Origin of the sequence: Bacillus sp. 105MF, from assembly GCF_000374885.1 — a bacterium.
GTDB classification, from domain to species: domain Bacteria; phylum Bacillota; class Bacilli; order Bacillales; family Bacillaceae_G; genus Bacillus_A; species Bacillus_A pseudomycoides.
This window is the reverse complement of the sequence record NZ_KB895576.1, coordinates 128,394-152,778: the sequence shown is the minus strand read 5'-3', so window position 1 is coordinate 152,778 and position 24,385 is coordinate 128,394. Positions and strand designations below refer to the sequence as shown.

The window sequence follows — 24,385 nt, the reverse complement described above, 5'->3', positions numbered from 1 at the left end:
ATCGGCTATGAGGAGAGAAAGATGGAAAAGCAATATTTAACCGTTACAGCATTAACACGCTATATAAAAACAAAAATAGAGTATGACCCGCATTTGCAGTCTGTTTGGTTAAAAGGAGAAATTTCAAACTTTAAATGTCATAGCCGTGGCCATATGTATTTCACATTAAAGGATGAAAATGCAAGAATAGCAGCGGTTATGTTTGCGGGTCATAATCGCAATATAAAATTCAGACCAGAAGATGGAATGAAAGTACTTGTAAAAGGGAAAATCTCTGTTTATGAAGCAAGTGGTTCATACCAAATTTATGTTCATGATATGCAGCCTGATGGAATTGGTAATCTTCATTTAGCTTATGAGCAATTAAAGGTTCGATTAGAGGAAGAAGGGCTGTTTTCTCAAGTTTATAAACAGCCAATCCCTGCCTATGCGAAAACAATTGGTGTCATTACATCTCCAACAGGAGCTGCGATTCGGGATATTATAGCGACGATTAAACGTCGTTATCCAATTGGGAATGTGATTGTATTTCCGGTACTTGTACAAGGGGAGTCTGCGGCTCCCTCAATTGTACAAGCGATTCAAACAGCGAATGAGATGAAGGATATAGATGCTTTGATTGTCGGTCGTGGGGGCGGTTCCATTGAAGAGCTATGGGCCTTTAATGAAGAAATGGTTGCACGGGCGATTTTTGCAAGTGAAATTCCAATCATCTCGGCAGTTGGACATGAAACAGACTTTACAATTGCTGATTTTGTAGCAGATTTACGTGCACCAACTCCAACGGCAGCAGCAGAACTTGCAGCACCAAATATAATTGAATTACAAGAGAAAGTGTTACAACGAACCCTTCGCCTGCAAAGGACAATGCGAGAGATGTTACATAAAAAGCAAGAACAACTGCAAACACTTCAAAAATCGTATGCGTTTCGTTATCCAAAGCAAGTGTATGAGCAAAAAGAAGAACAGTTAGATCGTACTCTTGAACAGCTTATTTTGGTGAAAGAACGCTATGTAGAGAAAAAGGTAAATCAGTTAAAACAGCTCTCATTTTATTTGGAGAAGCATCATCCCTCTCAAAAGATTGTACAAACAAAAACAAGGGTAGAAACGTTGCAAAAGCAATTGCAACGTGAAATGCAAACATTACTGCAAACGAAAGAGTTTGCGTTTATGAGGGCGGCTCAAAAATTAGAGGCACTAAGTCCACTTAAAGTAATGATGAGAGGATATGGGCTCGTATATAGTGAAAAAAAGCAAGTGTTAAAAAGTGTGAAAGATGTCGACCTTGGTGATGTTGTTTCAGTACAATTACAAGATGGAGTGTTAGATTGTAACGTATCGGGCATAGAGGAGCGTGAATTGAACAATGGAAAATAAATTAAGCTTTGAAGAAGCAATTTCTCAGCTTGAACATCTTGTTTCTAAGCTCGAACAAGGCGATGTTCCTTTAGAAGAGGCGATTTCATATTTTAAAGAAGGTATGGAGTTGTCTAAGCTATGTGATGAGAAATTGAAAGATGTACAAGAACAAATGGCAGTTATCCTTGGAGAAGATGGAGAACTTAAACCATTTACTGCTGTAGGAGATGAAGCATAGTGGCATATGTAGCTTTTGATGCTTTTGTGAAAGAGAGTAAAACTTTCGTCGAGGAGCAGCTTGCACGCTATGCAAATCAATTACAATGTCCAAAGGTACTTCGCGAAGCGATGACATATTCATTGGAAGCAGGCGGAAAGCGTCTCCGTCCGTTACTTTTATTTGCAACGTTGCAAGCGTTTGAAAAGGAAAGAGAACTGGGCATAGGAGCAGCTTGTGCTCTTGAAATGATTCATACCTATTCGTTAATTCATGATGATTTACCATGTATGGATGACGATGATTTAAGACGGGGAAAACCAACAAACCATAAAGTGTTTGGTGAAGCGATGGCCGTTTTAGCGGGAGATGGCTTGTTAACACATGCTTTCCAAGTAGTGACAGCGTATCATCATCAAGACATTTCTACAGAAACAAAGCTAAGACTTGCGCTTGAACTTGCAAAAGCAGCTGGACCAGAAGGAATGGTTGCTGGACAGGTAGCGGATATGGAAGCGGAAGGAAAGCGGCTTGAGCTTAGTGAATTAGAATATATTCATAAGCATAAAACAGGGCGGTTATTAGAATATGCCGTGCTTGCAGGAGCGGTACTTGCAGGAGCAACACCAGAACAAGAGAAGAAACTACTTGCATTTGCAAAATATATTGGTCTGGCTTTCCAGATTCGAGATGATATTTTAGATGTAGAAGGTACGGAAGAAGAAATTGGAAAACCAATTGGTAGTGATGCTTCCAATGAAAAAAGTACATATACGACGTTATTTACTATAGATGAGGCAAAATGTATCTTAGAAGAAACAATTGTTAAAGCGAAAGATGCGATAGCATCTTTACAATTACAAGATGAGTATTTATTATCTATTTGTGATTTAATCGCAAAGCGTAATAACTAATGTAAGAACGTTTTCATTTGTTGAGTCATTTATTATTTTGTGGTATAAATGTAGAAAAAGGTTTTTCTTTTCTTGTTATTGGCAAAAATATATCTAGATTACGTTGCCGTTATCACTTTGTGTTAGCGGCTCTTTTTTCATCGGATAGAGGAGCTATGATTCATGTAGGCTTCTTACTTGAAAGGGATACTTCGTTTTCTAAGAATGTAGAGAAAGATGACGAATTGTCTGCTCAAGCAGGATAGAAAATAGGAATGATATTGAAGAATTTCTTGTGTTGTGCAAATGTTTTTTTGTAATATTTGCCATATTGACAGATTATGAAACGAAAGTGAGTGATCCATGTGGATCTAACGCAAATTCAAAACCCTAGTTTTTTGAAAGATATGTCTATCAGCGAACTAGAGGCATTGAGTGAGGATATTCGGAAGTTTTTAATTGAAGAGCTCTCTCAAACAGGTGGACATATTGCTCCTAACTTAGGTGTAGTAGAACTCACAATTGCTCTGCATAAATTATTTGACAGTCCAAAAGATAAATTTTTATGGGATGTAGGACATCAATCCTATGTGCATAAGATTTTAACAGGGCGTGCAAAAGAGTTTGGCACATTAAGACAATATAAAGGTCTATGTGGTTTCCCAAAACGTTGCGAGAGTGAGCATGATGTATGGGAAACAGGTCATAGTTCGACTTCATTATCTGCTGCAATGGGAATGGCTTTAGCACGTGATTTAAAGAAAACGAAAGAGTGTATTATACCAATTATTGGGGATGGTGCTTTGACTGGTGGAATGGCTTTAGAAGCATTAAACCATATCGGGCATGAAAAAACAGATATGATTGTTATCTTAAATGATAATGAAATGTCAATTGCTCCGAATGTTGGAGCTCTTCATAACGTTCTTGGTCGCCTGCGTACAGCTGGAAAATATCAATGGGTGAAGGATGAACTAGAGTATTTACTCAAGAAAATTCCAGCAGTTGGCGGGAAAGTTGCAGCAACCGCAGAAAAAGTAAAAGATAGCTTAAAATATTTACTTGTATCAGGTGTCTTCTTTGAAGAGTTAGGGTTTACATATTTAGGTCCTGTTGATGGGCATAGTTATGAAAACTTATTTGAAACGCTTCAATATGCAAAGAAAACAAAAGGCCCGGTACTTGTTCATGTGATTACGAAAAAAGGAAAAGGCTATAAACCAGCAGAGAGCGATGTGATTGGAACTTGGCATGGAACAGGACCATATAAAATCGAATCTGGTGATTTTGTAAAGCCAAAAGAAGTTGCACCGGCGTGGAGTGCGGTTGTAAGTGAAACAGTTCGTAAGCTTGCAAGAACTGATGAGCGTATCGTTGCGATTACACCAGCAATGCCAGTTGGTTCTAAGCTTGAAAAGTTTCATCAAGAATTTCCAGATCGTATGATTGATGTGGGAATTGCTGAGCAACATGCCACAACGATGGCCGCTGGGATGGCAACGCAAGGAATGAAGCCGTTCTTAGCGATTTATTCAACATTCTTACAACGTGCATATGACCAAGTTGTTCATGATATATGCCGTCAAAATTTAAATGTCTTCATTGGAATTGACCGTGCTGGATTGGTTGGAGCAGATGGTGAAACGCATCAAGGTGTATTTGATATCGCGTTTTTACGCCACTTGCCAAATATGGTGCTCATGATGCCGAAAGATGAAAATGAAGGGCAGCATTTAGTATATACGGCAATGCAATATGAAGATGGTCCAATTGCTCTGCGTTATGCGCGCGGAAATGGACTTGGAGTTAAAATGGATGAAGAACTCAAAGCTATTCCAATTGGTACATGGGAAACCTTAAAAGAAGGTACGCAAGCAGCAATCTTGACATTTGGTACAACGATTCCGATGGCGCTGGAAGCGGCGGAGCGTCTCGAAAAAGCTGGAGTTTCAGTGAAAGTCGTGAATGCTCGTTTTATTAAGCCGATGGATGAATCATATTTACATGAACTCCTAGGTAAGAATATGCCGATTTTAACAATTGAAGAAGCTTGTTTAATCGGTGGATTTGGTACAGGTGTAGTAGAATTTGCTACTGAGCATGGGTATCATAGTGCTTTAATCGAACGAATGGGAATTCCAGATCATTTCATTGAACACGGTAGTGTTACAAAGTTGTTAGAAGAAATTGGTTTAACGACAGATGCTGTTGTGGACCGTATTCATACAATGATTCCATCAAAACAAAAAAGGGCGTAACAAATGAGTGTAAAAAAAGAAAGAGTAGATGTACTATTAGTAGAACGAGGACTTATAGAAACGCGTGAAAAGGCAAAACGCGCTGTTATGGCGGGTCTTGTATATGCAAATGAAATGAGACTCGATAAACCAGGGGAAAAAATTCCACAAGATACACCGATTACGGTAAAAGGACAAGTTATGCCATATGTGAGCCGTGGCGGTTATAAGTTAGAGAAGGCATTAGAGACTTTTCATCTTGATTTACAAGATAAAATTATGTTAGATATTGGTTCATCAACTGGTGGCTTTACAGATTGTGCGCTGCAAAATGGTGCGAAGTTATCTTACGCTTTAGATGTAGGGTACAATCAACTTGCTTGGAAGCTTCGTCAAGATGAGCGCGTTGTTGTTATGGAACGGACGAATTTTCGTTATGTAACACCGGCTGATTTAGAGCGTGGCTTGCCGCAGTTTGCTAGCATTGATGTTTCGTTTATATCGTTAAAATTAATTCTTCCAGTCTTAAAAACGATATTGACTCCAAATGGTGATGTTGCGGCTTTAATTAAACCACAATTTGAAGCTGGAAGAGAGCAGGTCGGGAAGAAGGGCATCGTTCGTGATCGTAAAGTTCATGAAGCTGTCGTAGAAATGATTGTTGATTTCGCAATAAAAGAAGGGTATGATGTTGAAAACTTAACATTTTCTCCAATTACAGGTGGGGACGGAAATATTGAGTTTTTAGTTCATTTAAAGTGGCATGGTGAACGTGAGATTGGCGAAAAGCATTCTCTGGTTTCTGTAGAGCAAGTTGTAACAGAAGCTCATGAGGTCTTAAAACAAAAAGGGAAAGAGGAATAACGGTTGTTGTTCCTCTTTTTGTTGGAATTGTATAATGATTGTAAAAACAATTATGTACAAGTAAACGATTATAAGTTAACATAAATAAGTGAAGTATACCAATGTTTAAACTATGGTAAGAGATAGTGTGAGGTGCAAATGTATGAATAAGGGTCAGCGCCATATTAAAATCAGAGAAATTATCGCGAATAAAGAAATTGAAACGCAAGATGAACTAGTTGATATTTTACGTAATGAAGGCTTTAATGTAACGCAAGCAACTGTATCGCGTGACATTAAAGAGTTGCACTTAGTAAAAGTGCCATTGCATGATGGTCGCTATAAATATAGCTTACCAGCAGATCAACGATTTAACCCGTTGCAAAAATTAAAACGTAATCTAGTCGATTCGTTTGTAAAGTTAGACACAGCAGGACATATGCTTGTGTTAAAAACATTACCTGGTAACGCGCACGCGCTTGGAGCACTTATTGATCATTTAGAATGGGATCAGATTATTGGAACCATTTGTGGTGATGATACTTGCTTAATTATTTGCCGTACGCCTGAGGATACAGGTGTTGTATCAGATCGTTTCTTAAATATGTTGTAACAAAAGAATCTTGTTTACTCTTTTGCTAAAAGCAGAAAGTAAACAAGATATTTTTTATTCTAGGAAAAATAGATGAATGTGAAGTGAAATATGGTGTTTTTCTAGAATGAAGTTAGGAAATCGATGGATTGACCCGTAAAACGAATGTTTGGTACAATGGAGCGGGCTAGAAGAGTAATTTATACATACAATATATATGATAAACGCAGAGTGAAAAGCGCTTAGCGAAAGCCCTTTTTAGGGGATTAGTTTATAACGAGGTGAATGGGGCATTGTTATCGGAATTATCGATTAGAAACTTTGCTATTATTGAGTCATTAAATATTTCTTTTCAAAAAGGTTTAACAGTTTTAAGTGGTGAAACAGGTGCCGGAAAATCAATTATTATTGATGCAATCAGCTTACTTGTTGGTGGCCGCGGTTCAGCAGAATTTGTTAGATATGGAACAGAAAAAGCTGAAATTGAAGGTTTATTTTATATAGAGGATGATAAACATCCATGTATTACGAAAGCTGAAGAGCTGGATATTGAAATTGAAGATGGGATGATCATTTTAAAACGTGACATCGCTGCGAATGGAAAAAGTGTATGTCGTGTAAATGGTAAACTTGTTACATTGAGTATATTAAAAGAAATTGGGAAAACACTTGTTGATATTCATGGACAACATGAAACGCAAGATTTGATGAATGAGGAACGCCATTTGTTTATGCTCGATCATTTTGATGGAGATCGTATCGTGAACCAATTAGAAATATATCAGGGCGTATACGGTGAGTATGAGCAGTTAAAAAAACAACTGAAATCCTTAACAGAGAATGAACAGCAGATGGCACATCGCTTAGATTTAATTCAATTCCAGCACGAAGAAATTCGTAAAGCGGATTTGAAAGTCGATGAAGAAAATGAATTGACGGAAGAGAGATTAAAAATCTCTAATTTCGAAAAGATTTATAAAGCGCTTGGTGATGCATACCGTTCGTTAAGCGAAGATGGTAGTGGACTTGATCATGTGCGAAATGCGATGGGACAAATGGAGAGTATTACACACCTAGATGAGGCGTATCAAGAGAACCATGATTCGATTGCAAATAGCTACTACTTATTAGAAGAGGTTGCCTATCAGCTCCGTGAAAGATTAGATATAATGGAATATGATCCGAATCGTTTAGATGAAATTGAAACGCGTTTAAATGAAATTCGTATGCTAAAGAGAAAGTATGGAAATACTGTAGAAGAGATTTTAGCGTATGCTGATAAAATAGAGCAAGAAATTTTTACAATCGAAAATAAAGATGTACATATTGAAACGACGAAAAAGAAATTAAAAGAATTAGAAAGTGTAATTTTGAAGGAAGCAACAATATTGAGCAATATGCGTCATCAACTTGCAGATCGTCTTACGAACGCAATCCACCAAGAATTAAAAGAATTGTATATGGAAAAAACGAAATTTGAAGTGAGGATTAAGAAAAGAGAAGGAAGCCATGATGATCCATTCCTAGAAGGGACACCAGTGAAACTTACGGCAGATGGATACGATCATGTGGAATTTTATATTTCAACAAATCCAGGTGAACCATTAAAACAACTTTCAAAAGTAGCTTCTGGTGGAGAGTTATCTCGTATTATTTTAGCTCTGAAAAGTATCTTTTCTAAGCATCAAGGTGTTGCATCGGTCATTTTTGATGAAGTAGATACGGGAGTGAGTGGCCGAGTGGCACAAGCGATTGCGGAAAAAATTTATCGTGTATCTGTAAACTCACAAGTACTTTGTATTACGCACTTACCTCAAGTAGCATCAATGGCGGATTCACATTTATTTATCCGTAAACAAGTTGCGAATGATCGGACGATTACATCAGTTACTGTATTAAGTACAGAGGATAAGGTAACGGAGATTGCTCGAATGATTTCTGGCGTGGAAATTACCGATTTAACGACGGAACATGCGAAAGAGTTACTTACGCAAGCACATCGTTTTAAACAGACAGCAGAGGCTATCCAATAATGGATAGCTTTTTTGCTCAAATGACGATTTCTTGATTCTTCCGGTTATAAACAAAGCGTTGCAAGGAGAAATTAAAAGATGAAGTCGTTAGGCTGAATGTGGGGTAGGAGCGAGGAGAGTGAATGAATTGAAATTAGAGCAATTCCGAAAAATAATAGGTCTTTGCCTCCTTGTTTCATTAATTTTTATTGGATGTTTTAAACCGCTTCGTACGTTTATTTCATCCCCAAAGCAACTCGTTATTTTTGAGGGTCAACAATCCGAAATAGCATCATTTCCAGTTTTCCAGGCTTCATCGACAAATCATCATGTTTTTACAGTGAGTTCAAATAAAGAACAGAAATCTGGACTTGTAGTAAATTCGCATCAAAATGGTGAAGCGGATATGGTTTTTCAACTTGCTGGATTTCCAGTAAAAAAGGTAAATGTGAAAGTATTAAAAGATTTTAAAGTGATTCCAGGTGGACAATCAATTGGAGTGAAATTGAATACAAAAGGTGTACTTGTTGTTGGACATCATTTAATTCAAACAGAGAGAGGGAAAGTATCGCCTGGAGAAGTGGCTGGTGTACAAGTTGGGGATATGATTACCGAAATTAATGGAAAAACAATTGAAAGAATGAGCGATGTGGCACCTTTTATTCATGATAGCGGAAAAACAGGTGAACCGCTTAACCTCGTCTTATTACGAGATGGTAAGTATATTCATACGAAACTAACACCAGAAAAAGATAATGGTGAATCGTCTTATCGGATTGGCTTATATATTCGTGATTCAGCTGCTGGTATTGGAACGATGACTTTTGTTCATCCGGATTCGATGAAATATGGAGCGCTTGGTCATGTTATTTCTGATAATGATACGAAAAAACCAATTCAAGTAGAAGATGGACAGATTGTTCGTTCGACAGTTACTTCTATCGAACGCGGTAGTCATGGAAATCCAGGAGAAAAATTAGCAAGATTTTCACCGGATCGTGAAGTGATTGGTAATATTACAACAAATAGTCCTTTTGGTATTTTTGGTAAATTAAATACAGGTATAAAAAATGGCATAATGGATGAAGCAATGCCGATTGCATTATCTCATCAAGTGAAAGAAGGGCCAGCGAAAATATTAACAGTTATCGATCAAGATAAAGTAGAGGCATTTGATATTGAAATCGTAAGCACGGTACCACAAAAGTTCCCAGCTACAAAAGGAATGGTTGTAAAAGTTACAGACAAACGTTTGTTGGCTAAAACAGGTGGTATTGTTCAAGGGATGAGTGGTAGTCCGATTGTTCAAAATGGAAAAATGATTGGTGCTGTTACACATGTATTTGTGAATGACCCAACTTCAGGGTATGGTGTCCATATTGAATGGATGTTACATGAAGCTGGAATTAATATTTATGAGCAAGAGAAAAAAGCAAGCTGATTAACATCGGCTTGCTTTTTTTCTTGAGAAATTCGTTGAAATTTTGTAAAAGTTCCGCAAGAGCTGTTTTTTGTTGTAAAATAAAAGAAAAGAGTGAACGTTTCGTTGTAAACCTATGATGGAATGTGTAAAGAAAGAAAATAAATGAACGATAAACATATTTTTTTGTGATTTTATCGGAAATTAAGAAACTTTAAAAGGGAAATTTCACACAATTGTCGAACAATTCATGTAGCCTAGAAGCTTACACATGTCGGGAGAATCGATTCGGTAAGGGAGGAAAAGCTGTGGAGAAAATTAAAGTGTGTCTTGTGGATGATAATAAGGAACTAGTATCAATGTTAGAAAGTTATGTTGCTGCTCAAGATGATATGGAAGTAATCGGAATTGCTTATAATGGTCAAGAGTGTTTGAATTTACTGAAGGAGAAACAACCTGATGTACTTGTTTTAGATATTATTATGCCACATTTAGATGGTTTAGCGGTGCTGGAAAAAATGCGTCATATTGAACGACTAAGACAGCCGAATGTGATTATGTTAACGGCATTTGGACAAGAAGATGTGACGAAAAAAGCAGTTGATTTAGGTGCTTCTTATTTCATTTTAAAGCCATTTGATATGGAAAATTTAACGGGTCATATTCGTCAAGTAAGCGGTAAAACGAATACTACAATTAAACGTCCACTACCATCTTTCCGATCTGCAACAACAGTAGATGGAAAACCGAAGAATCTAGATGCGAGTATTACAAGCATTATTCACGAAATTGGTGTACCAGCTCATATTAAAGGATATATGTATTTGCGAGAGGCAATTTCTATGGTATATAACGATATCGAGCTTCTTGGCTCTATTACGAAAGTCTTATACCCGGATATTGCGAAAAAATATAATACGACAGCAAGCCGTGTGGAACGCGCAATCCGTCATGCGATTGAAGTAGCGTGGAGTCGTGGGAATATTGATTCAATCTCGTCCTTATTTGGTTATACTGTATCGATGTCAAAAGCAAAACCTACGAATTCCGAATTCATCGCAATGGTTGCAGATAAGTTGAGGCTTGAACATAAGGCGAGTTAATCGTTGATATAGTAATGATTTTGAATGTTTAGTGGTAATGTAAAGTTACCAACAAACTTCTTTTTGTACCAACAAATAACGTTAATAGAGTTTAACAAGCACCGTCTTTTATTGGTTTGTAAATCAAACTAATGGAAGGCGGTGTTTTTTGTTTTGACTGAATTTGAATTACAGATAGAAAATTTTATGCTGTATTGTTCAAGCAAAAACTTGTCCACTAAAACATTGAAAAGTTATGACCAGACGCTAAATTTATTTTTATTGTACATGAGAGAGACGTATCAAGTGGAGGAAGCAGGAAAGGTAAAGCCTATACATATTCGGCAGTATATTAAGTATCTACGAGAACGTGGGAAGTATACTGTTGCTTCTTCTACGATGGCTAATGAGATTAATCGTCCTCATAATCGAACTGACTATAAAAAGCCAATTAGCGATACGACAATTGCTAATTATTTACGGAATATTAAAGTGTTTTTTAATTTTCTATTTGAAGTGGAAAGGGAAATCAAAACGAATCCTGTTGAAAGTATTCAAAACATTAAACCAATACGTAAGCAAAAACCTTTGTTAACAGAAGATGAAATTATAAGGGTATTACGAGTTTTCGATATTACAACATTTCATGGTTATCGCAATTGGATTGTTACTCGATTGCTATTGGATACAGGAATGAGGATATCAGAGTGTTTAGAGTTACTTCCTGAAAAAATTGATTTTAAGCATAAAGCGATATTAATCGAGAATCCCAAAAACAAACAACAAAGATACGTCTATTTTTCATTTAAGATGGCAAATGATTTAAAACGTTGGTTGCTGTACCGTGACCGTTATTCAGATAGTGATTATATGTTTCCTACAATTCGAGGAACACAATTGGAAGTCCGTAACTTTGAAAAATCTTTACGTGAAGCAGGTAAAAAAGTAGGAGTATCAATTCACCCACATCAATTACGTAATAACTTTGCAAAATATTATCTGTTAAACGGTGGGGATTGGGTGTCTTTATCACGTATTTTAGGGCATTCAAGCGTAGAGGTAACACAAAAAGCTTATTTAGATTTTACAGATTCAGAAATAGGTAAGAAGTATCAAAAACATTCACCATTAAATCACTTGAAAGTTTAAAGCAAAGAGAAAAGCCGCCTATTGCAGTAGGCGACCAAAAGTTAAGTTTAAATTCAAATTCAAAACTAAATAACGGATATTCCGTACATTCAAAAACAATTAAATAACGGACAATCTTGTCATTCAGTACCTTCATTTTATCGAAAAAATTCGAGGAATGCAAGGCTTCTTAAGTGCTGCCATTTTTAGGTGCTGAGTTACAGGATTTCCGAAGGTGGAATTGCCTGTAAACCACGTTAAAAACTGATTGGCTTGCTATCGGTCGTGCGGAAAGTACTTAGTATGCTTTTACAAGGATAGCACCTCTCACTGGATTCCTATTCATTCGGTGAGAGTAGGTGAGAACTTACCTAGAGACGATTCTCTGAAAGGTTCGGGTGGTTATCGTTAGCATTACGGTGCTAGGGAATACATTCAGTTTGTCATTGTGGGACGATATGCAAGGGACAAGCCATTGTTAAAGGGTGTATATGATGAAAGTCATTGAGTGAATAGGGCTACGCATACGGACACTGCATAACGCAAGCCATGTATAGTACTTATCCTTTCTAGCTTTCTTAGTTATTTTTAACTTTGAAAACTAGGGGATAACTATGCTATCAGCCGTTTCTACAATCCCCGCTTCACCATGTCAAAGGGCGTTTAAAACGGTCAAGAGATTTAAAAGATTTAAAAGAATTTCTACCACTAGCGACGGATAGAGGAAAATTAAAGTAACTACAACTAACCACGGTTAGAGGAAAGAAGGACATACACGAAACATAGAGTAAGAACTATATATGATGTTTGGATAAGTTATAGATAGGAAGTGGACAATATGGCTAAGAAGAAAAAAGAAACACGTAAAGAGAGGGAAAAGAGGGCTATGAGGTTGGCAAGGGAGAAGCAAGAAAGAGGGGAATTGCTGACAGAAGAAGAGTTGAAATTAATAAAGAAATCAGATGGGATTGTTAAAGCACTTTTAAAGAATGATGGTATTTATTCGAAAGCAGAACAACAAAGAATGGGAAGAGTAAATAAAAGATATAACGATAGAGTTTGGAAAGGGTGGAGAGAAACAGATGGGGTAACTTATCCTGTCACTGGTTCAGGAGGAAAGAAGAAAACTGAAAAGGAAAAGTAGGACTGTACAAGGTGATTAGTGGTACAACTATACGTATAAACAAGGTTAATCGCCTAGAAATCGCAATCTCGGTGACTTGCTTTACTGTTTTTATAAGGGAAACCACTTGACGAAGAAGTGCTTAAGCACCCTTGCAATATGTAGTGTGATATGAGAAATTATTCTAAAATATACCTGTAAATGACATGTGTTTCGTACACATTAATATAGGGAACTTATTAGACCGCATACTTTATTGTGTGTGGTTTTTTGTTTCCTCTTAAACTCATTCTCCTTTAAGTTGTGCTTTTGGTAAGTAGCCCTTATGTCATTTGATGTAGGGGTTATTTTTTGTACTAGCAGAAGGAAGAAAGAAACTAATGAATAAAAGGGGGATTTAATAATGATTGGAAACGACTATTCAAACTTACCATACAAGCCCGAAATTAAGCCGCAGATGCTTAGATATGTTCGATTAAGTAGAAACCTTACTCAAACTTCTGTAGCTGAAAAGCTTGGTGTCAGTCAAAAGATGATTAGTGATTATGAAAACGGCAAAGTCGAGGACTTCAGTCCCAACGTATACGCCCGTGTACGTGAATTGGTTAGGGCATATCGTATAGACCGTTACGAGATTGAATCTTATAAAAAACTTATGGAAATTAAGGCTAGACGTGGTTATAAAGTATGACAAAGAAAGTAGAAAAACTATGTGCAGCTATTTTAATTAAGGGCTATAACGCTAAAGAATTGGACAGTAAAGCAAATGCCCTGTTAGATAAGCTATTTCATTTACGGACTATTGAAATGGAAACAGCCATTAGCATAAAAGAAACGAAAGTAGCTATACAAGCTGTAAAGCTTGCTAAGAAACAGCAGGCACAAATGAAGGGGGATAATATAAATGTTATTTAAGATTAATCGTGAAGAATTAGATAAAGTAATTGCAGGTTACAAACCGCATCGTCATACAAAGAAAGCTATTCAAGCGTTTCAGAAAGATATGGCTGATATTGAAAAGTATGCTGCTAGTATTGAGGAACAGAAGGCAGAAAAACAGTTACAACTAACAAAAGTACTTGTTGATATGGAAGCAACTTTTGATTTAGGTGAACGTATTTATCTCCAAAATGAACAGGCACATTTATCAAAAGAGTTACAAGGATTAGATTTCTTTTTAGAAGAAACTAAGGAACGTAAAACACAAGCACGTTTAAAACATGCCCCAGTAGTTGCACAAGCTATTGATAAAGACCGTAATGAATTAAGTAACACTTTTAAAGAAGGAATGAATGCCGCTGTACGTGTAGCACTGTCTGACGTAATGGACTGCGTTGCTGATGTTAGTAAAATGCTTGAAGCAGAACAAAAAGAATTTGAACATGACGTGTATAATTGCCTAGCTGGTGATAGTGCGGTCACTGAAGCTTACAACTTCCGAAATAAAACAATTAACATGGAAACACCGTTAGAAATTGGATATCTTCAGATTATGCCTTCACATTTTGGTGAAGCTAGAAATGGGCATAACACTGTTAAGAGTAATAGCTTTATTGTACGTAACTACTGTAAAGAAGAAGGGGGTAATGAGTAATGCAATACAGCAAAGAAATATTAGATAAAATAAAACAAGGTGATGCTAGTATTTTGCAAGGACTACCACCATTTGCCCTACTTTCATTAGGACTACAGTTAGAACAAGAAGCAAAAGACAAAGCTGAAGGTAAAACAAAATAAATATATGAAATAGTAAAGGCAGCCATTGCGGCTTGCCTTCTTTTTTTTATTAATCACATACATACGTGTCCTATTTTCAGGTTAATTCGGTACTTCATATGTATATGCCTATAAAGGCACACACAAAAGGAGGAACTAATATGACAACAATTCGAGGAACACAGAAACTAGCAAAGGGGAACATTGAGGGGAATTTTGAACACTTCCCAAAAGATTTACACGCCTATTTACAGCTGGGACTGATTAAGCATAGTGACGTTGTAATGTACATGACTTTACTGGCATACCACAATACAGAAATGGGATACGCATACCCAACTAATGTGCAGTTAGAAGTTACAACGGGATTGAGTAAAGGGACTGTGGTTACGTCTTTACAACGATTGGAAAAAGCAGACCTAATAAGCAGGAAGCGTGCAAAATACTTTTTAAACAAGAAAATTTTCTACGTATTCAAGCCACTAGTACGAGAGGAATTGTACAAGCAGTTACCAGAAGAAGCAGAGGCCTATGAGAAAGAGAAGGCAAAGAAATTAGAGGAAGCGGAACAACATAAAGCGGAGTTCCTAGCCTACAAGGAAATGCAAAAGCACAACTTACCAACCAGTTAGGGACAGGTATTAATAGTGTGATTAATAGTTTTGTTAAAACGTTCATATGACAGTATTTAGAAAGTTTATTAATCACACACATTATGTAAGTCACATGACGTATGTATGTATAAAAATTATAACGGGGTAAGTACAATTTTAATGAAAATGAAGTCCAAAATGTATACCCTATAAATACTTACATACAAAGACTTACAATATTAAGACTTATATTTGAGGGCAAGCCCTCTACTATCATAAGAACTAAAGAAATAATAATTAAAAGAATACTATGGATAAGTAATAAAGAAAAAAGATAAGACAAGATTACGCCGCCGCACCTTCATTGTGGGGGCTGTTTGGTGTGCAGTAAATAGGGGGACTAATATGTATACAGAAGTAGAAAAACAAATTAACAGTTACAAAGTAGATAGCTTTAAAACAATTGATAAAGAGGAATACCAGCAGTTATTTGATGATAAATATGAGGGTTTTATTACAATTAAGGAACGTCCTATAAATGTAATAGTAGCAGTGAAACATGAATGTCGCATTTGTGGGAAAGTGTTTTACAATCGTGCGGTAAATATGCTAGGAGAGGTAGAAGAGTTGCAGCACCATTGTTTTGTTACCATGGTAGTGGAAAGCGATAAGATACGTAAAAGAAGGTTAGCAGATATTGAGAAGATAAAAAACAAGTTACGAAAAGAAGTGTCCCCTACTGGTTAACGGTGGGGGTTATTTACTTCTAAGTGGGCATGTTGTCCCTTTAGCCTGACAATCTAATTTGCACACTATCTACCACACTTGACGATAATTTACATTGTAGTAGCTGAAATAGGTGAAATAACACCGCTTGCCTGTGTGAAATATTGTGAATTTGAAAAATCTTTTTTGGGTGATAGGTGGAAGTTCAGCCCATGCTACACATGTGTTTAGAGACGTTTTTTATCCCGTTTAGTTTAGCAAGAAACCACAAGTATTATCCCCATGCCTTTAAACAGCTTAATTTTAAGCCTGTTCTAAAATATACGTGATACATTACTGTTACTGATAGGGTTTACTCATACAGTAACGAATGGAAGGAATTTGAAAAACCAGTAGTAGCAAGGGTTACAGCTTACTTAAAACGTTACCATTTGACTGTTACCGAAATTAAATGTATACTAACAGTAACGATTACATAAAAGGGGACGGTAACATGAGAAAGATTGCATACATTCGAGTGAGTAGCGAAGGGCAAAATACAGCAAGGCAAAAAAAGGCATTAAAAGAAGCTGGGTGTACGATTGGTTATGAAGAAAAGGTTTCAGGGGCTACGATGGAACGCCCACAGCTAAAACAGTTATTAGAAGACTTGCAGGAGGGTGACACGGTTTATGTACATGAAATAAGCCGCCTATCACGTTCTACAAAAGATTTACTAGAAATCATTGAACAAATTAAAAATAAAGGTGCTGGTTTAAAGTCCATAAATGAAACATGGTTAGATACTTCCAGCGATAATCCTATGAATGAGTTTCTTTTAACAATATTTTCAGGATTGGTACAGTTTGAAAGAGGAATGATTAAGCAGCGGCAAAAAGAGGGCATTGCTATTGCAAAGGCTGAAGGAAAATTTAAAGGGCGTAAGGCTGAATTAGTGGAAGGTGGCAAGGAAGAAAGACGCTTGCAGGAAATTGTTAAAGCGTATAAGGAAGGTAAGTCTATCAGGCATATCAGGGAAGTTTATAAAGTGGGCACTGGTACTTTATATAAAATCTTAGAACGAGAAGGGCTGAAATAATGCCTTTCTTTTTTTATGGACTTTTTTATAGGGGATTTAATACATTCGTTTTAAGGCGTCTATCAGCCTTGTACGGCGTTTGTGAAATAACCCTTTCTATTCGGTTAATGGACGCTATAACGCCCTGTATACAGCCGTCTGTACGGTGTCCTGTGTGCCCCGTGTGTAGTAGGCGTATGTGTAGTATATGTACCAGTACCACGCCTACCCAGTACGCTGCACCCCCAAAGCACAGTAGTACCTACCACACCCAGCCCACACCTACCTAGTGCGAGGACACAGCGAGGAAGACGGGCACGGCAAGGAAGACACAGGCATACGCAGTACAGTACATAGGCATAGTCACACGGTAATACATACACCAACGCATCGCACAAGGCAACATACAAACATGATAATAAGAATAAGTAAACATGAAGTCATAATGAAGACGCTATATGAAGGTGTTAGGTGCGTTAGGTGGTACGCTGGATTGATAGGTAGTTAACATATCTTTTTTGACAAGGGTAAGCCCTACCCACAGGGGGACACGTGCTAGGTGGCTATGTTCTGACGTCTTGAACATTTCTACATCACTTTTCTAAACTCGGACTAGTGAATATTTAAGAAAATGATTATACTGAAAGTAGCTACTTCTTTTAGCAGGGTCAACATGTTATGACCCCATACCGTTAAATCTAAAACAGTCCTAGCGGTATAATGAACGACAACACACTGGTAGGTGGATTACTAGTGTGTTTTTTCATGCCATTTTACGGGGGAAGGGTGGTTCAAGTTTCTTCCCTTTGTAAATAGCCATGTCGTTCAAAAAAATTTTACGGCGGGGTTGGGAAACCTCGGGGTGTCATATGTCTTCGTAATGGCTTTACTGTACCGTTCTCAACTGTCTTCCTTTACATATATGTGTAAACTGTATAATGCGTTGTAACAATATTAAGCAAGCCTTTACCAGCTTCCCTAAAGTTTTTACCAAAATCCAGCAAAGAACAGCACACCTCTACATTATTTGTAAAATAACAACAAGGGGTATTCATGAAATTTCAGTTTGTATTTCGGAAAAACCTCTTCAAAAAATTACACCAAACTTTTCATAACTTTTTGTAACAATTATTACCATTTGTAACCGTGGCTATCTATAAGTATTATGAAAGTACATTAACAATGTGGTAATTTATTTGACGTGTTTCTTATGGGGGGTCTCTTATAGGGAACACCTTTTTTATTTTAGCTTTTATTGAAAATAACGAGGCAATAACAGCCAGCCTAGCCGTGGCTGATGGTTTTGGTAAGTAGTATGAATATGTTTAATGTGTCTTGCTATAATACGGATTCTAATTTTGCAACACCCCTAGCGAGAGAAAAAAGAAAGAACCGCAATCAAGTAATCCAATTTACGGTTCTTTTATATATTAAATATCTCTAGCGTGTTCTACGTTGTTTACAGCTGAAATGTTATTATTCTCAACAGGTGTTGTTTGGGTGACAGTTACATGTTCTTCAGGTTTTTTTGTATGCTTCACAAAAACCTTTGATGAAAAATCACATACATAAAAAACCTCATCGGGTTTTATACCTTCTACAAAACAAACCGTTCGTTTTTCATCAAGTGCGTAACCGTGGATTAAACTTTCTAATTTTTCTTCGGCTACGATATTAATAATATATTGTGAAGGTTTCTTATTTCTTGTTAGGTTATTCATTATGGTTTGTATACATGTGAAAATTAAAATAAGAAGTATTATGGAAGGTATCATCTCATAATTCCACTTCCTAAAAATTTGATTAGTAATGAGATAGGAAAAAATAATTACACTACTTGCAGTTTGAAGGAAAATTAAAACTTTAAGAATAATATTAAACTTCTTGTTTTTATGCAGAGAAAACAAAAATAGCAAATACAGTACAAGTAATAGAATAACACTAATAATTACAGTTCCTCCGATGTACCAAACTTTTTCGCTGTTACTCCAAGTTTTATTAAGGTTATCATATACTCCAAAGTTAAAAAACACAGCAGCAAATAGATATAAAAAAGCACCTAACAGTGTAGATAAAACCACATTCCAAAAATTCAATTTTACTTGTGTGGCTTTATTTAAATATAATTTATCAATTTCCTTAGTTGTTGCTGCTATTACAAGTTGATTAGCACTATATAATACAGCTGGTATAAGTAGACCTATAAGGGTAGTTATAATGGTTGTCAACGCAGGTGGCAGTTTACTAATTGTATCAATTGTTAATTCATCAAACATTCTCTCTGTTCAGTCCTTTCATGATTAAATTCCGATAAAAAAGAACGTCACCTTTATAAAAGGGCGTTCTTTTTTATTAATTAAATTCTTGTTTCAATATGCTTATTCATAGGTACAGGGGGCGTCCGTGGTTATATGCAGGAGAACCAGTATCTCCATGTGCGTGAGATGGAGACCAAGTGTCACCACGGTTTTCAGCAGGTGAACCTCCACAGTCACCTTTGTTATCGGCAGGTGCAGGTGTATCACCTATATTTAATGCTAAATCAGGTCTTTGAGGTGCAGGTGTGTCGGCGTGACCTGCTTGATATGTGAATGAACTATGTAAGCCAACGGATACAATACCGATAACGGATAAACCTAAAACAACAGAACCAATCTTTTTAATTTTCTTAAACATTATTTTAATGCCCCTTTCTCAAATGTTTTCTCCCTAGCTTCCAATCCTTTATTAAAGTATTGGCTTGCTTTAATATGGTTAGATTCTTTAAAGAACTTTGTTGCCAATTTCTCCGCATATTCTTGAGTGTAGTTATATAAGGTTTCTTTATCGAAATAGGTAATTCCTTCAAGAATAATCTTTTCTAATTCTTCTGCTGGGGCGTTGTTATTCAGTGCTTTTAAAATTGTAAAATGATGTGTATATTCTGTATTTCCTATTTCAGTGCAAATTATTAAACCTTTTTCAATTAACTCTGAAGCAATATTTATTTCACCTAGTTTATGATGTTCCCTAGCTTGTAAGAAAATAGCTTTAAAGTGAGATGGTTTTTTCTCTGTTACTTCTGATAAATGACGAATAGCTAAAGTAGATAGATTTTGACTAGCATACAACCAACCTAAGTTATTACGAACGCTTAAAACCAGTTCTTTTTCATTGAACTTTTGGAAAGTGTCTATTGCTGAATTGTACTTTTCTTCCGCCTGTTCAAATTGTTTTAAATAAACACATGAAGCACCTAACATGTTATCGCATAATCCAATTCGTAATTCATAGCCCTCATTATTAGTGAAAATTTCTTTTGCTTTTGTTGCATATTGAATTGATTCTATTGGTTGGTAGAAATGATAAAGGAAAATACAAAAACGATAATAAAATTCAGCTTTTTCAAGTTCGTCAGGCACATACATTAAGAGTTTTTCAGCTTTCTCAAAATGTTCATTAGCTTCAGTATAGTTTGTAGTTAATGTGGCATGAATTGCTTTGAAGAAGTGATAATAATAGGATAGAAAGCTGTTATTGGGTACATCAAAGGAGTTAATTTCATTAAAGCTATCTTTTGTAATGCTTAAACCATCAGTCAGTACCTTGTACCTAAAATCTAGCAAGGAGTAATATAATGATAGACTTTCTTCTTTCTTTATATCGGAAAGCTTATCCTCAATTTCTTGTTTTAAATTTGTTGCCTTTGAAACATGTTGCTGTAACATGGTTTGATACCATTCATGAAGTAGCTTTGTAATTAGTTCATTCCCTTTCATTTGAACGTTCATGAAATCCCCTCTCCTTTTTTTGAATATTCTTATAAACAATGATAGCAAGAATAGAATTTAATGGAAATGAAATTTAAATATTTCTCAACATTTGTTTAACAATTTTATTTTCAAGTATATAACGAATCGTATTCATTCTACCTGTTAGTAATTTCAAATATTTGGAACAGTAGAATGATTTAACATGGTATAATTTTCTTGATGAATACGGAACTAGAAAGGATTTAAGCGATGGGAAAATTTCAAAGTAATGTTCAAGTGGCACAACAAATCGCTACTCAAATGAGGAATGCTTCGGATACAATCCAAAGTGCGACAAGTCGTTCTATAAAAAAGGCGACGCGTACAACACTATCTGTTAACTCCCAAGCACAAGAAGCGAATCAACAAGTTTTAGATTTAACAAGACAATTTTCTGCTGCTTTTCAACAAGCGGCTAATAATATTCATTTGGTAGCTAACGAGTTTGAGAGAATGGATAAAGAACTTCAAAATACGTTTCGCTAATGTAATAACCTACATAAAGTAAAAAGATAGGGGGAAAAAGATGAGTCAAGATATTGAAAAACAAATTAATCAATTAAATCAAAAATTACGAAGTGTATTTGAAGAACCGAATCGAAATCAATCTGCGATTCAAACACAGGAACAAGCAGAAGAAGATTTTCATGTATGGAAAAATCAAAATAATCGTTTGTTTGACCGTATTTTAGGCACTTGGCATAGAGATAGAGAAATGTCATTGTTTTTTATGAATATGCGTCAAGATGCACAACAAATGGAACGAAAACTCACATTTGAATTGGAAAATCAAAAAGAAACGTTGCTTAAGGAAAAACGAGACCTTAGTGACTTAGAAAATGACCTTTCCTATCAGCAACAACGATTAGCAAGGGAGGTCAATGCATGAGTTTAAATATGTATTTAGGAGAAGTACAAAGCCAAACTCAAAGCATGAACGCTGTATGTAACGCTATCATTCAAGGTATGGAACAAGCAATTCAGTCGATTGAAGCTTTTGCAGGGGCAAACTTATGATAGTGCAAAAACCTACTTTGCACAGACATTTCGTCCTTTAGCACAAGGAATCATTTACCTATGTGAAGAATTAATTCGTCAGAATGATGCTTTTCCAAGTCAATTTCAATCCAAGGTGGCTTCAACCGATGTAATCGAACAAGAAATATTAGAACAAATCCAAGGGATTGAACGAACGAAAGCTGGTATTGAAGGGATTAGTACTGTCCTCCCAGGTATGCAAGCGATGATGGGTATTTTTGATATGATGAAAAGGAAACTGCAAGAGAAATTGGAACATCTACATGAATTCAATTATACTTCTAGTAGTAATTATGATACTGCACTCCAACTGGCTGCTAGCATTGCGACAGGTTTAGCAGAGGTACAAAGTGGTAAAGGTTTTAGTCCTGCAAGTGGTACATTTAGTACGCAAGGGTTGAATATGGAATGGGCAACGTCTATTCAAACGATAGAAGAAGAGAGGGCACGTAAAGCGGATAATTCAATTGAAGAAGGGGCAATGTGTGGAAAACTTCCGCCGAAATCCGATTTGGAGAGAGAATGGGATAATTTCAAAAAAGATTTAGGAGACGCATGGACTGGCATTTCTACTGGTTTTGTAGATGGTGCTGAAGATGCATGGGAAGGGTTCGTAGCTTTAGGCGATAAAGAAACCTGGTTGAATATGCGGGATGCGATTGTAAACTACGATGAAACTCTTCCTGCAATGTGGAATACTTTTTCAGATTCGTTTATAAATAATTTTTGGAATGGGGATATGGAAAGCAGAATGCATTACGCTGCCTATGGTATAACATCATTAGGAGTGGGCTTACTTGGTGATAAAGGTCTTAGTAAAGCAGGACAAGTAGGGAAAGTAGCAGTCGTTACAGGCTTTACAAAAGGAAAGTCGCTGATAACTAATTCCGCAACATATAGAAATACATTAAATTCATTAAATAATTTTAACTTTAATTTTGGAAATCAATTTTCATTTGCAGGTATTGGTGGAAGTTCTTTAAAATCTAGCTTTGTTGATACTTATCAAACAGCTAAGGATAAACTATCGCCTTATCAATATACTAAAAGTACTACGGACGGTGACGTTTTTGTTGGCAAATTATACGGCAAAGATGTACCTCTTAAAGACGTCAGAGTTGATGAAATTACTTATACTAAGAGACCTAGAGAAGAATTTGAACAACTTAGGAAAGCTTTTGATAGCAGGGTAAGACAAGAGTTTCTTAAATCCTTGGTAAATGACCCTGTTAAGCTTACTGAACTTAAGAAAGCGGGAATAACAGATGGTAATATAGAATTAATGAAACAAGGAAGACCTCCAGTAGGGTGGCAAGTACATCATAATCTTCCTTTAGATGACGGAGGAACAAACGCATTTGAAAATTTAACTTTAATACAAAATCATCCATATCATAAAGCTATAACTAATACACAACGTACATTAACTAGACACTTACAAGATGGAGATAGTGCAGACATAAGCTGGCCTATACCAAAATATAATATCTACCCTAAAGGAGAATAAATACACTTAGAAAGAGGTTTTTATATGTGGAAAAATCTAGTTTTAGAAATTGGAGATATACTGAAAAGTGTTAACTTTAATTTGAACACACCAGCAACAGATACTGAAGTTCATAGATTAAGAGAACACGTGAAAGAGAAATTTAATGTTGATTTACCTATTGAATTTGAGGAGTTTCTTAAAAACGTAAATGGTTTAGATTTTGGTGGACTAGTTATTTATGGAGTTGACCCTTCTTTACTAGAAACAGAAAGAAACGAACCGATTTGTGGATTTATAGACACGAATGAGATTTGGTATGAAAATGAATTTCAAAAAGAGTATCTTTTCTTTGGAGATTCAAATATTGCGTGGTTTTGTAAAAACTTATCTGAGGGTACTTATCTAGAACTTGATAAACCATCTGGCACAGTGATGAAAACATATAATGATTTCAATACAATGCTTGAAGAAGCATTGAAAACAGCCCTTCTTTAGCGTGGGACATTAAAATGAATCATATTACATGGTTTGATGTAAGAAAAAAGAAAATTACAGATGAACAAATTCAGAAATTAGAACAGTATTTGGGTATTAAATTTCCTAACGACTTTATTGAATGTGTGAAACAATATGATGGAGGATACCCGCACCCAAAAGTATTTGATATACAGGGACAAGATGGAAGTTCATTTAGTTATCTATTAACTTTAGATTCAGAAAGCAAGTACTCCATTCTTCGGGTATATGAAGGCATAAAAGACAGATTCGTAGATAAAGTGTACCCGTTTGCCACAGACCCGTATGGAAACTTCTTATGCTTCGATTACCGAAATGACCTACAATCACCAACAGTCGTATTTTGGGAACATGAGGAAGAAGAGATGGAAAAAGCAATCTATCCTGTTTGTTCATCTTTTACAGAATTACTTAATAGTTTACGTGATTTTGAAGACGAGGACGAATGATTAATTAAGAGTAACAAAAGTGAGACTTATGTGAATTACGCATAAGTCTTTTTAATATATAAACCCACAGTTAAGAGGAGGTTTTCATTGTTTTTATAGTA

The 24,385-nt window shown here is 36.1% G+C and carries 26 protein-coding genes and 1 pseudogene; 24 read left to right on the top strand and 3 right to left on the bottom strand.

Translation table 11 applies throughout. From position 1 onward, the window contains the following. Positions 1 to 21 precede the first annotated feature (21 nt). The 19 genes from xseA (at position 22) to C564_RS0117230 (ending at position 17,022) form a co-directional block, all read left to right on the top strand. Entirely contained in the window at positions 22 to 1,380 is a 1,359-nt protein-coding gene (gene xseA, locus C564_RS0117325; protein WP_003208458.1) for an exodeoxyribonuclease VII large subunit, read from the top strand. Next, entirely contained in the window at positions 1,370 to 1,600 is a 231-nt protein-coding gene (xseB, locus tag C564_RS0117320) for an exodeoxyribonuclease VII small subunit (protein ID WP_016116257.1), read from the top strand. The genes xseA and xseB overlap by 11 nt, the downstream gene beginning before the upstream one ends. Further along, positions 1,600 to 2,493: a polyprenyl synthetase family protein gene (locus C564_RS0117315; RefSeq protein WP_018766173.1), complete on the top strand. Its 894-nt coding sequence runs from the start codon at positions 1,600 to 1,602 to the stop codon at positions 2,491 to 2,493. The genes xseB and C564_RS0117315 overlap by 1 nt, the downstream gene beginning before the upstream one ends. Positions 2,494 to 2,510: 17 nt before the next feature. After that, positions 2,511 to 2,738 carry a hypothetical protein gene (locus C564_RS32175; protein WP_018766172.1) on the top strand — a complete coding sequence of 76 codons (228 nt, stop codon included), beginning with the start codon at positions 2,511 to 2,513 and terminating at the stop codon, positions 2,736 to 2,738. A 99-nt stretch (positions 2,739 to 2,837) separates the two neighbouring features. Next, positions 2,838 to 4,730, top strand: a complete 1,893-nt coding sequence (gene dxs, locus C564_RS0117300; RefSeq protein ID WP_006095948.1) for a 1-deoxy-D-xylulose-5-phosphate synthase — start codon at positions 2,838 to 2,840, stop codon at positions 4,728 to 4,730. Positions 4,731 to 4,733: 3 nt separating this feature from the next. Then, positions 4,734 to 5,573, top strand: a complete 840-nt coding sequence (locus C564_RS0117295; protein WP_018766171.1) for a TlyA family RNA methyltransferase — start codon at positions 4,734 to 4,736, stop codon at positions 5,571 to 5,573. 142 nt (positions 5,574 to 5,715) lie between these two features. Continuing rightward, positions 5,716 to 6,165, top strand: coding sequence for an arginine repressor ArgR (gene argR / locus C564_RS0117290; RefSeq protein WP_018766170.1), 450 nt, complete (start codon positions 5,716 to 5,718; stop codon positions 6,163 to 6,165). Positions 6,166 to 6,437: 272 nt separating this feature from the next. Further along, positions 6,438 to 8,177, top strand: a complete 1,740-nt coding sequence (gene recN, locus C564_RS0117285; protein WP_018766169.1) for a DNA repair protein RecN — start codon at positions 6,438 to 6,440, stop codon at positions 8,175 to 8,177. A 118-nt stretch (positions 8,178 to 8,295) separates the two neighbouring features. Continuing rightward, entirely contained in the window at positions 8,296 to 9,597 is a 1,302-nt protein-coding gene (spoIVB, locus tag C564_RS0117280) for a SpoIVB peptidase (RefSeq protein WP_003208450.1), read from the top strand. Positions 9,598 to 9,884: 287 nt separating this feature from the next. Then, positions 9,885 to 10,679, top strand: a complete 795-nt coding sequence (gene spo0A, locus C564_RS0117275; RefSeq protein WP_003208448.1) for a sporulation transcription factor Spo0A — start codon at positions 9,885 to 9,887, stop codon at positions 10,677 to 10,679. A 153-nt stretch (positions 10,680 to 10,832) separates the two neighbouring features. Next, positions 10,833 to 11,807, top strand: coding sequence for a tyrosine-type recombinase/integrase (locus C564_RS0117270; protein ID WP_026008603.1), 975 nt, complete (start codon positions 10,833 to 10,835; stop codon positions 11,805 to 11,807). Between the two features lie 817 nt (positions 11,808 to 12,624). Next, the gene (locus tag C564_RS0117265; RefSeq protein ID WP_018766167.1) at positions 12,625 to 12,930 is read left to right on the top strand and encodes a hypothetical protein; all 306 of its coding nucleotides are present in this window, start codon (positions 12,625 to 12,627) and stop codon (positions 12,928 to 12,930) included. Between the two features lie 382 nt (positions 12,931 to 13,312). After that, the gene (locus C564_RS0117260) at positions 13,313 to 13,600 is read left to right on the top strand and encodes a helix-turn-helix domain-containing protein (protein ID WP_018766166.1); all 288 of its coding nucleotides are present in this window, start codon (positions 13,313 to 13,315) and stop codon (positions 13,598 to 13,600) included. Then, positions 13,597 to 13,824, top strand: a complete 228-nt coding sequence (locus C564_RS0117255) for a hypothetical protein (RefSeq protein WP_018766165.1) — start codon at positions 13,597 to 13,599, stop codon at positions 13,822 to 13,824. Before C564_RS0117260 ends, C564_RS0117255 begins: the two co-directional genes overlap by 4 nt. Next, the gene (locus tag C564_RS0117250; protein ID WP_018766164.1) at positions 13,814 to 14,503 is read left to right on the top strand and encodes a hypothetical protein; all 690 of its coding nucleotides are present in this window, start codon (positions 13,814 to 13,816) and stop codon (positions 14,501 to 14,503) included. Before C564_RS0117255 ends, C564_RS0117250 begins: the two co-directional genes overlap by 11 nt. After that, positions 14,503 to 14,646: a hypothetical protein gene (locus tag C564_RS36795; protein WP_001200133.1), complete on the top strand. Its 144-nt coding sequence runs from the start codon at positions 14,503 to 14,505 to the stop codon at positions 14,644 to 14,646. Before C564_RS0117250 ends, C564_RS36795 begins: the two co-directional genes overlap by 1 nt. Before the next feature lie 140 nt (positions 14,647 to 14,786). Continuing rightward, complete coding sequence (locus tag C564_RS32170) at positions 14,787 to 15,257, top strand: helix-turn-helix domain-containing protein (protein WP_018766163.1); 471 nt, start codon at positions 14,787 to 14,789, stop codon at positions 15,255 to 15,257. Between the two features lie 366 nt (positions 15,258 to 15,623). Continuing rightward, the gene (locus C564_RS0117235) at positions 15,624 to 15,965 is read left to right on the top strand and encodes a hypothetical protein (RefSeq protein ID WP_018766162.1); all 342 of its coding nucleotides are present in this window, start codon (positions 15,624 to 15,626) and stop codon (positions 15,963 to 15,965) included. Positions 15,966 to 16,437: 472 nt separating this feature from the next. Next, positions 16,438 to 17,022: a recombinase family protein gene (locus C564_RS0117230; protein ID WP_018766161.1), complete on the top strand. Its 585-nt coding sequence runs from the start codon at positions 16,438 to 16,440 to the stop codon at positions 17,020 to 17,022. 1,409 nt (positions 17,023 to 18,431) lie between these two features. Here C564_RS0117230 and C564_RS32165 read toward each other — a convergent pair. The 3 genes from C564_RS32165 to C564_RS0117215 all read right to left on the bottom strand — a co-directional run bounded on the left by C564_RS32165 (position 18,432) and on the right by C564_RS0117215 (position 20,771). Continuing rightward, entirely contained in the window at positions 18,432 to 19,277 is an 846-nt protein-coding gene (locus C564_RS32165; protein ID WP_018766160.1) for a hypothetical protein, read from the bottom strand. Between the two features lie 106 nt (positions 19,278 to 19,383). Beyond that, on the bottom strand, positions 19,384 to 19,677 hold the full coding sequence (locus C564_RS0117220) for a Phr family secreted Rap phosphatase inhibitor (protein ID WP_018766159.1): 294 nt from the start codon (positions 19,675 to 19,677) through the stop codon (positions 19,384 to 19,386). Further along, positions 19,677 to 20,771 (bottom strand): response regulator aspartate phosphatase, encoded by a 1,095-nt coding sequence (locus C564_RS0117215; protein ID WP_018766158.1) that lies wholly within the window; start codon positions 20,769 to 20,771, stop codon positions 19,677 to 19,679. The genes C564_RS0117220 and C564_RS0117215 overlap by 1 nt, the downstream gene beginning before the upstream one ends. A gap of 231 nt (positions 20,772 to 21,002) precedes the next feature. Between C564_RS0117215 and C564_RS0117210 the strand changes: the two genes are divergently transcribed. The 5 genes and pseudogenes from C564_RS0117210 to C564_RS0117185 all read left to right on the top strand — a co-directional run bounded on the left by C564_RS0117210 (position 21,003) and on the right by C564_RS0117185 (position 24,284). Continuing rightward, complete coding sequence (locus tag C564_RS0117210) at positions 21,003 to 21,278, top strand: TIGR04197 family type VII secretion effector (RefSeq protein ID WP_018766157.1); 276 nt, start codon at positions 21,003 to 21,005, stop codon at positions 21,276 to 21,278. A gap of 40 nt (positions 21,279 to 21,318) precedes the next feature. Further along, a complete protein-coding gene (locus C564_RS0117205; protein WP_018766156.1) occupies positions 21,319 to 21,681 on the top strand; it encodes a DUF3958 family protein in 363 nt (120 codons plus the stop codon). Further along, positions 21,678 to 23,337 (top strand): annotated as a pseudogene (locus tag C564_RS0117195) (T7SS effector LXG polymorphic toxin). The gene C564_RS0117205 and the pseudogene C564_RS0117195 overlap by 4 nt, the downstream one beginning before the upstream one ends. Positions 23,338 to 23,361: 24 nt before the next feature. After that, positions 23,362 to 23,814 carry a YrhA family protein gene (locus C564_RS0117190; RefSeq protein WP_018766153.1) on the top strand — a complete coding sequence of 151 codons (453 nt, stop codon included), beginning with the start codon at positions 23,362 to 23,364 and terminating at the stop codon, positions 23,812 to 23,814. 14 nt (positions 23,815 to 23,828) lie between these two features. Further along, entirely contained in the window at positions 23,829 to 24,284 is a 456-nt protein-coding gene (locus C564_RS0117185; RefSeq protein WP_018766152.1) for an SMI1/KNR4 family protein, read from the top strand. Positions 24,285 to 24,385: the final 101 nt, after the last annotated feature.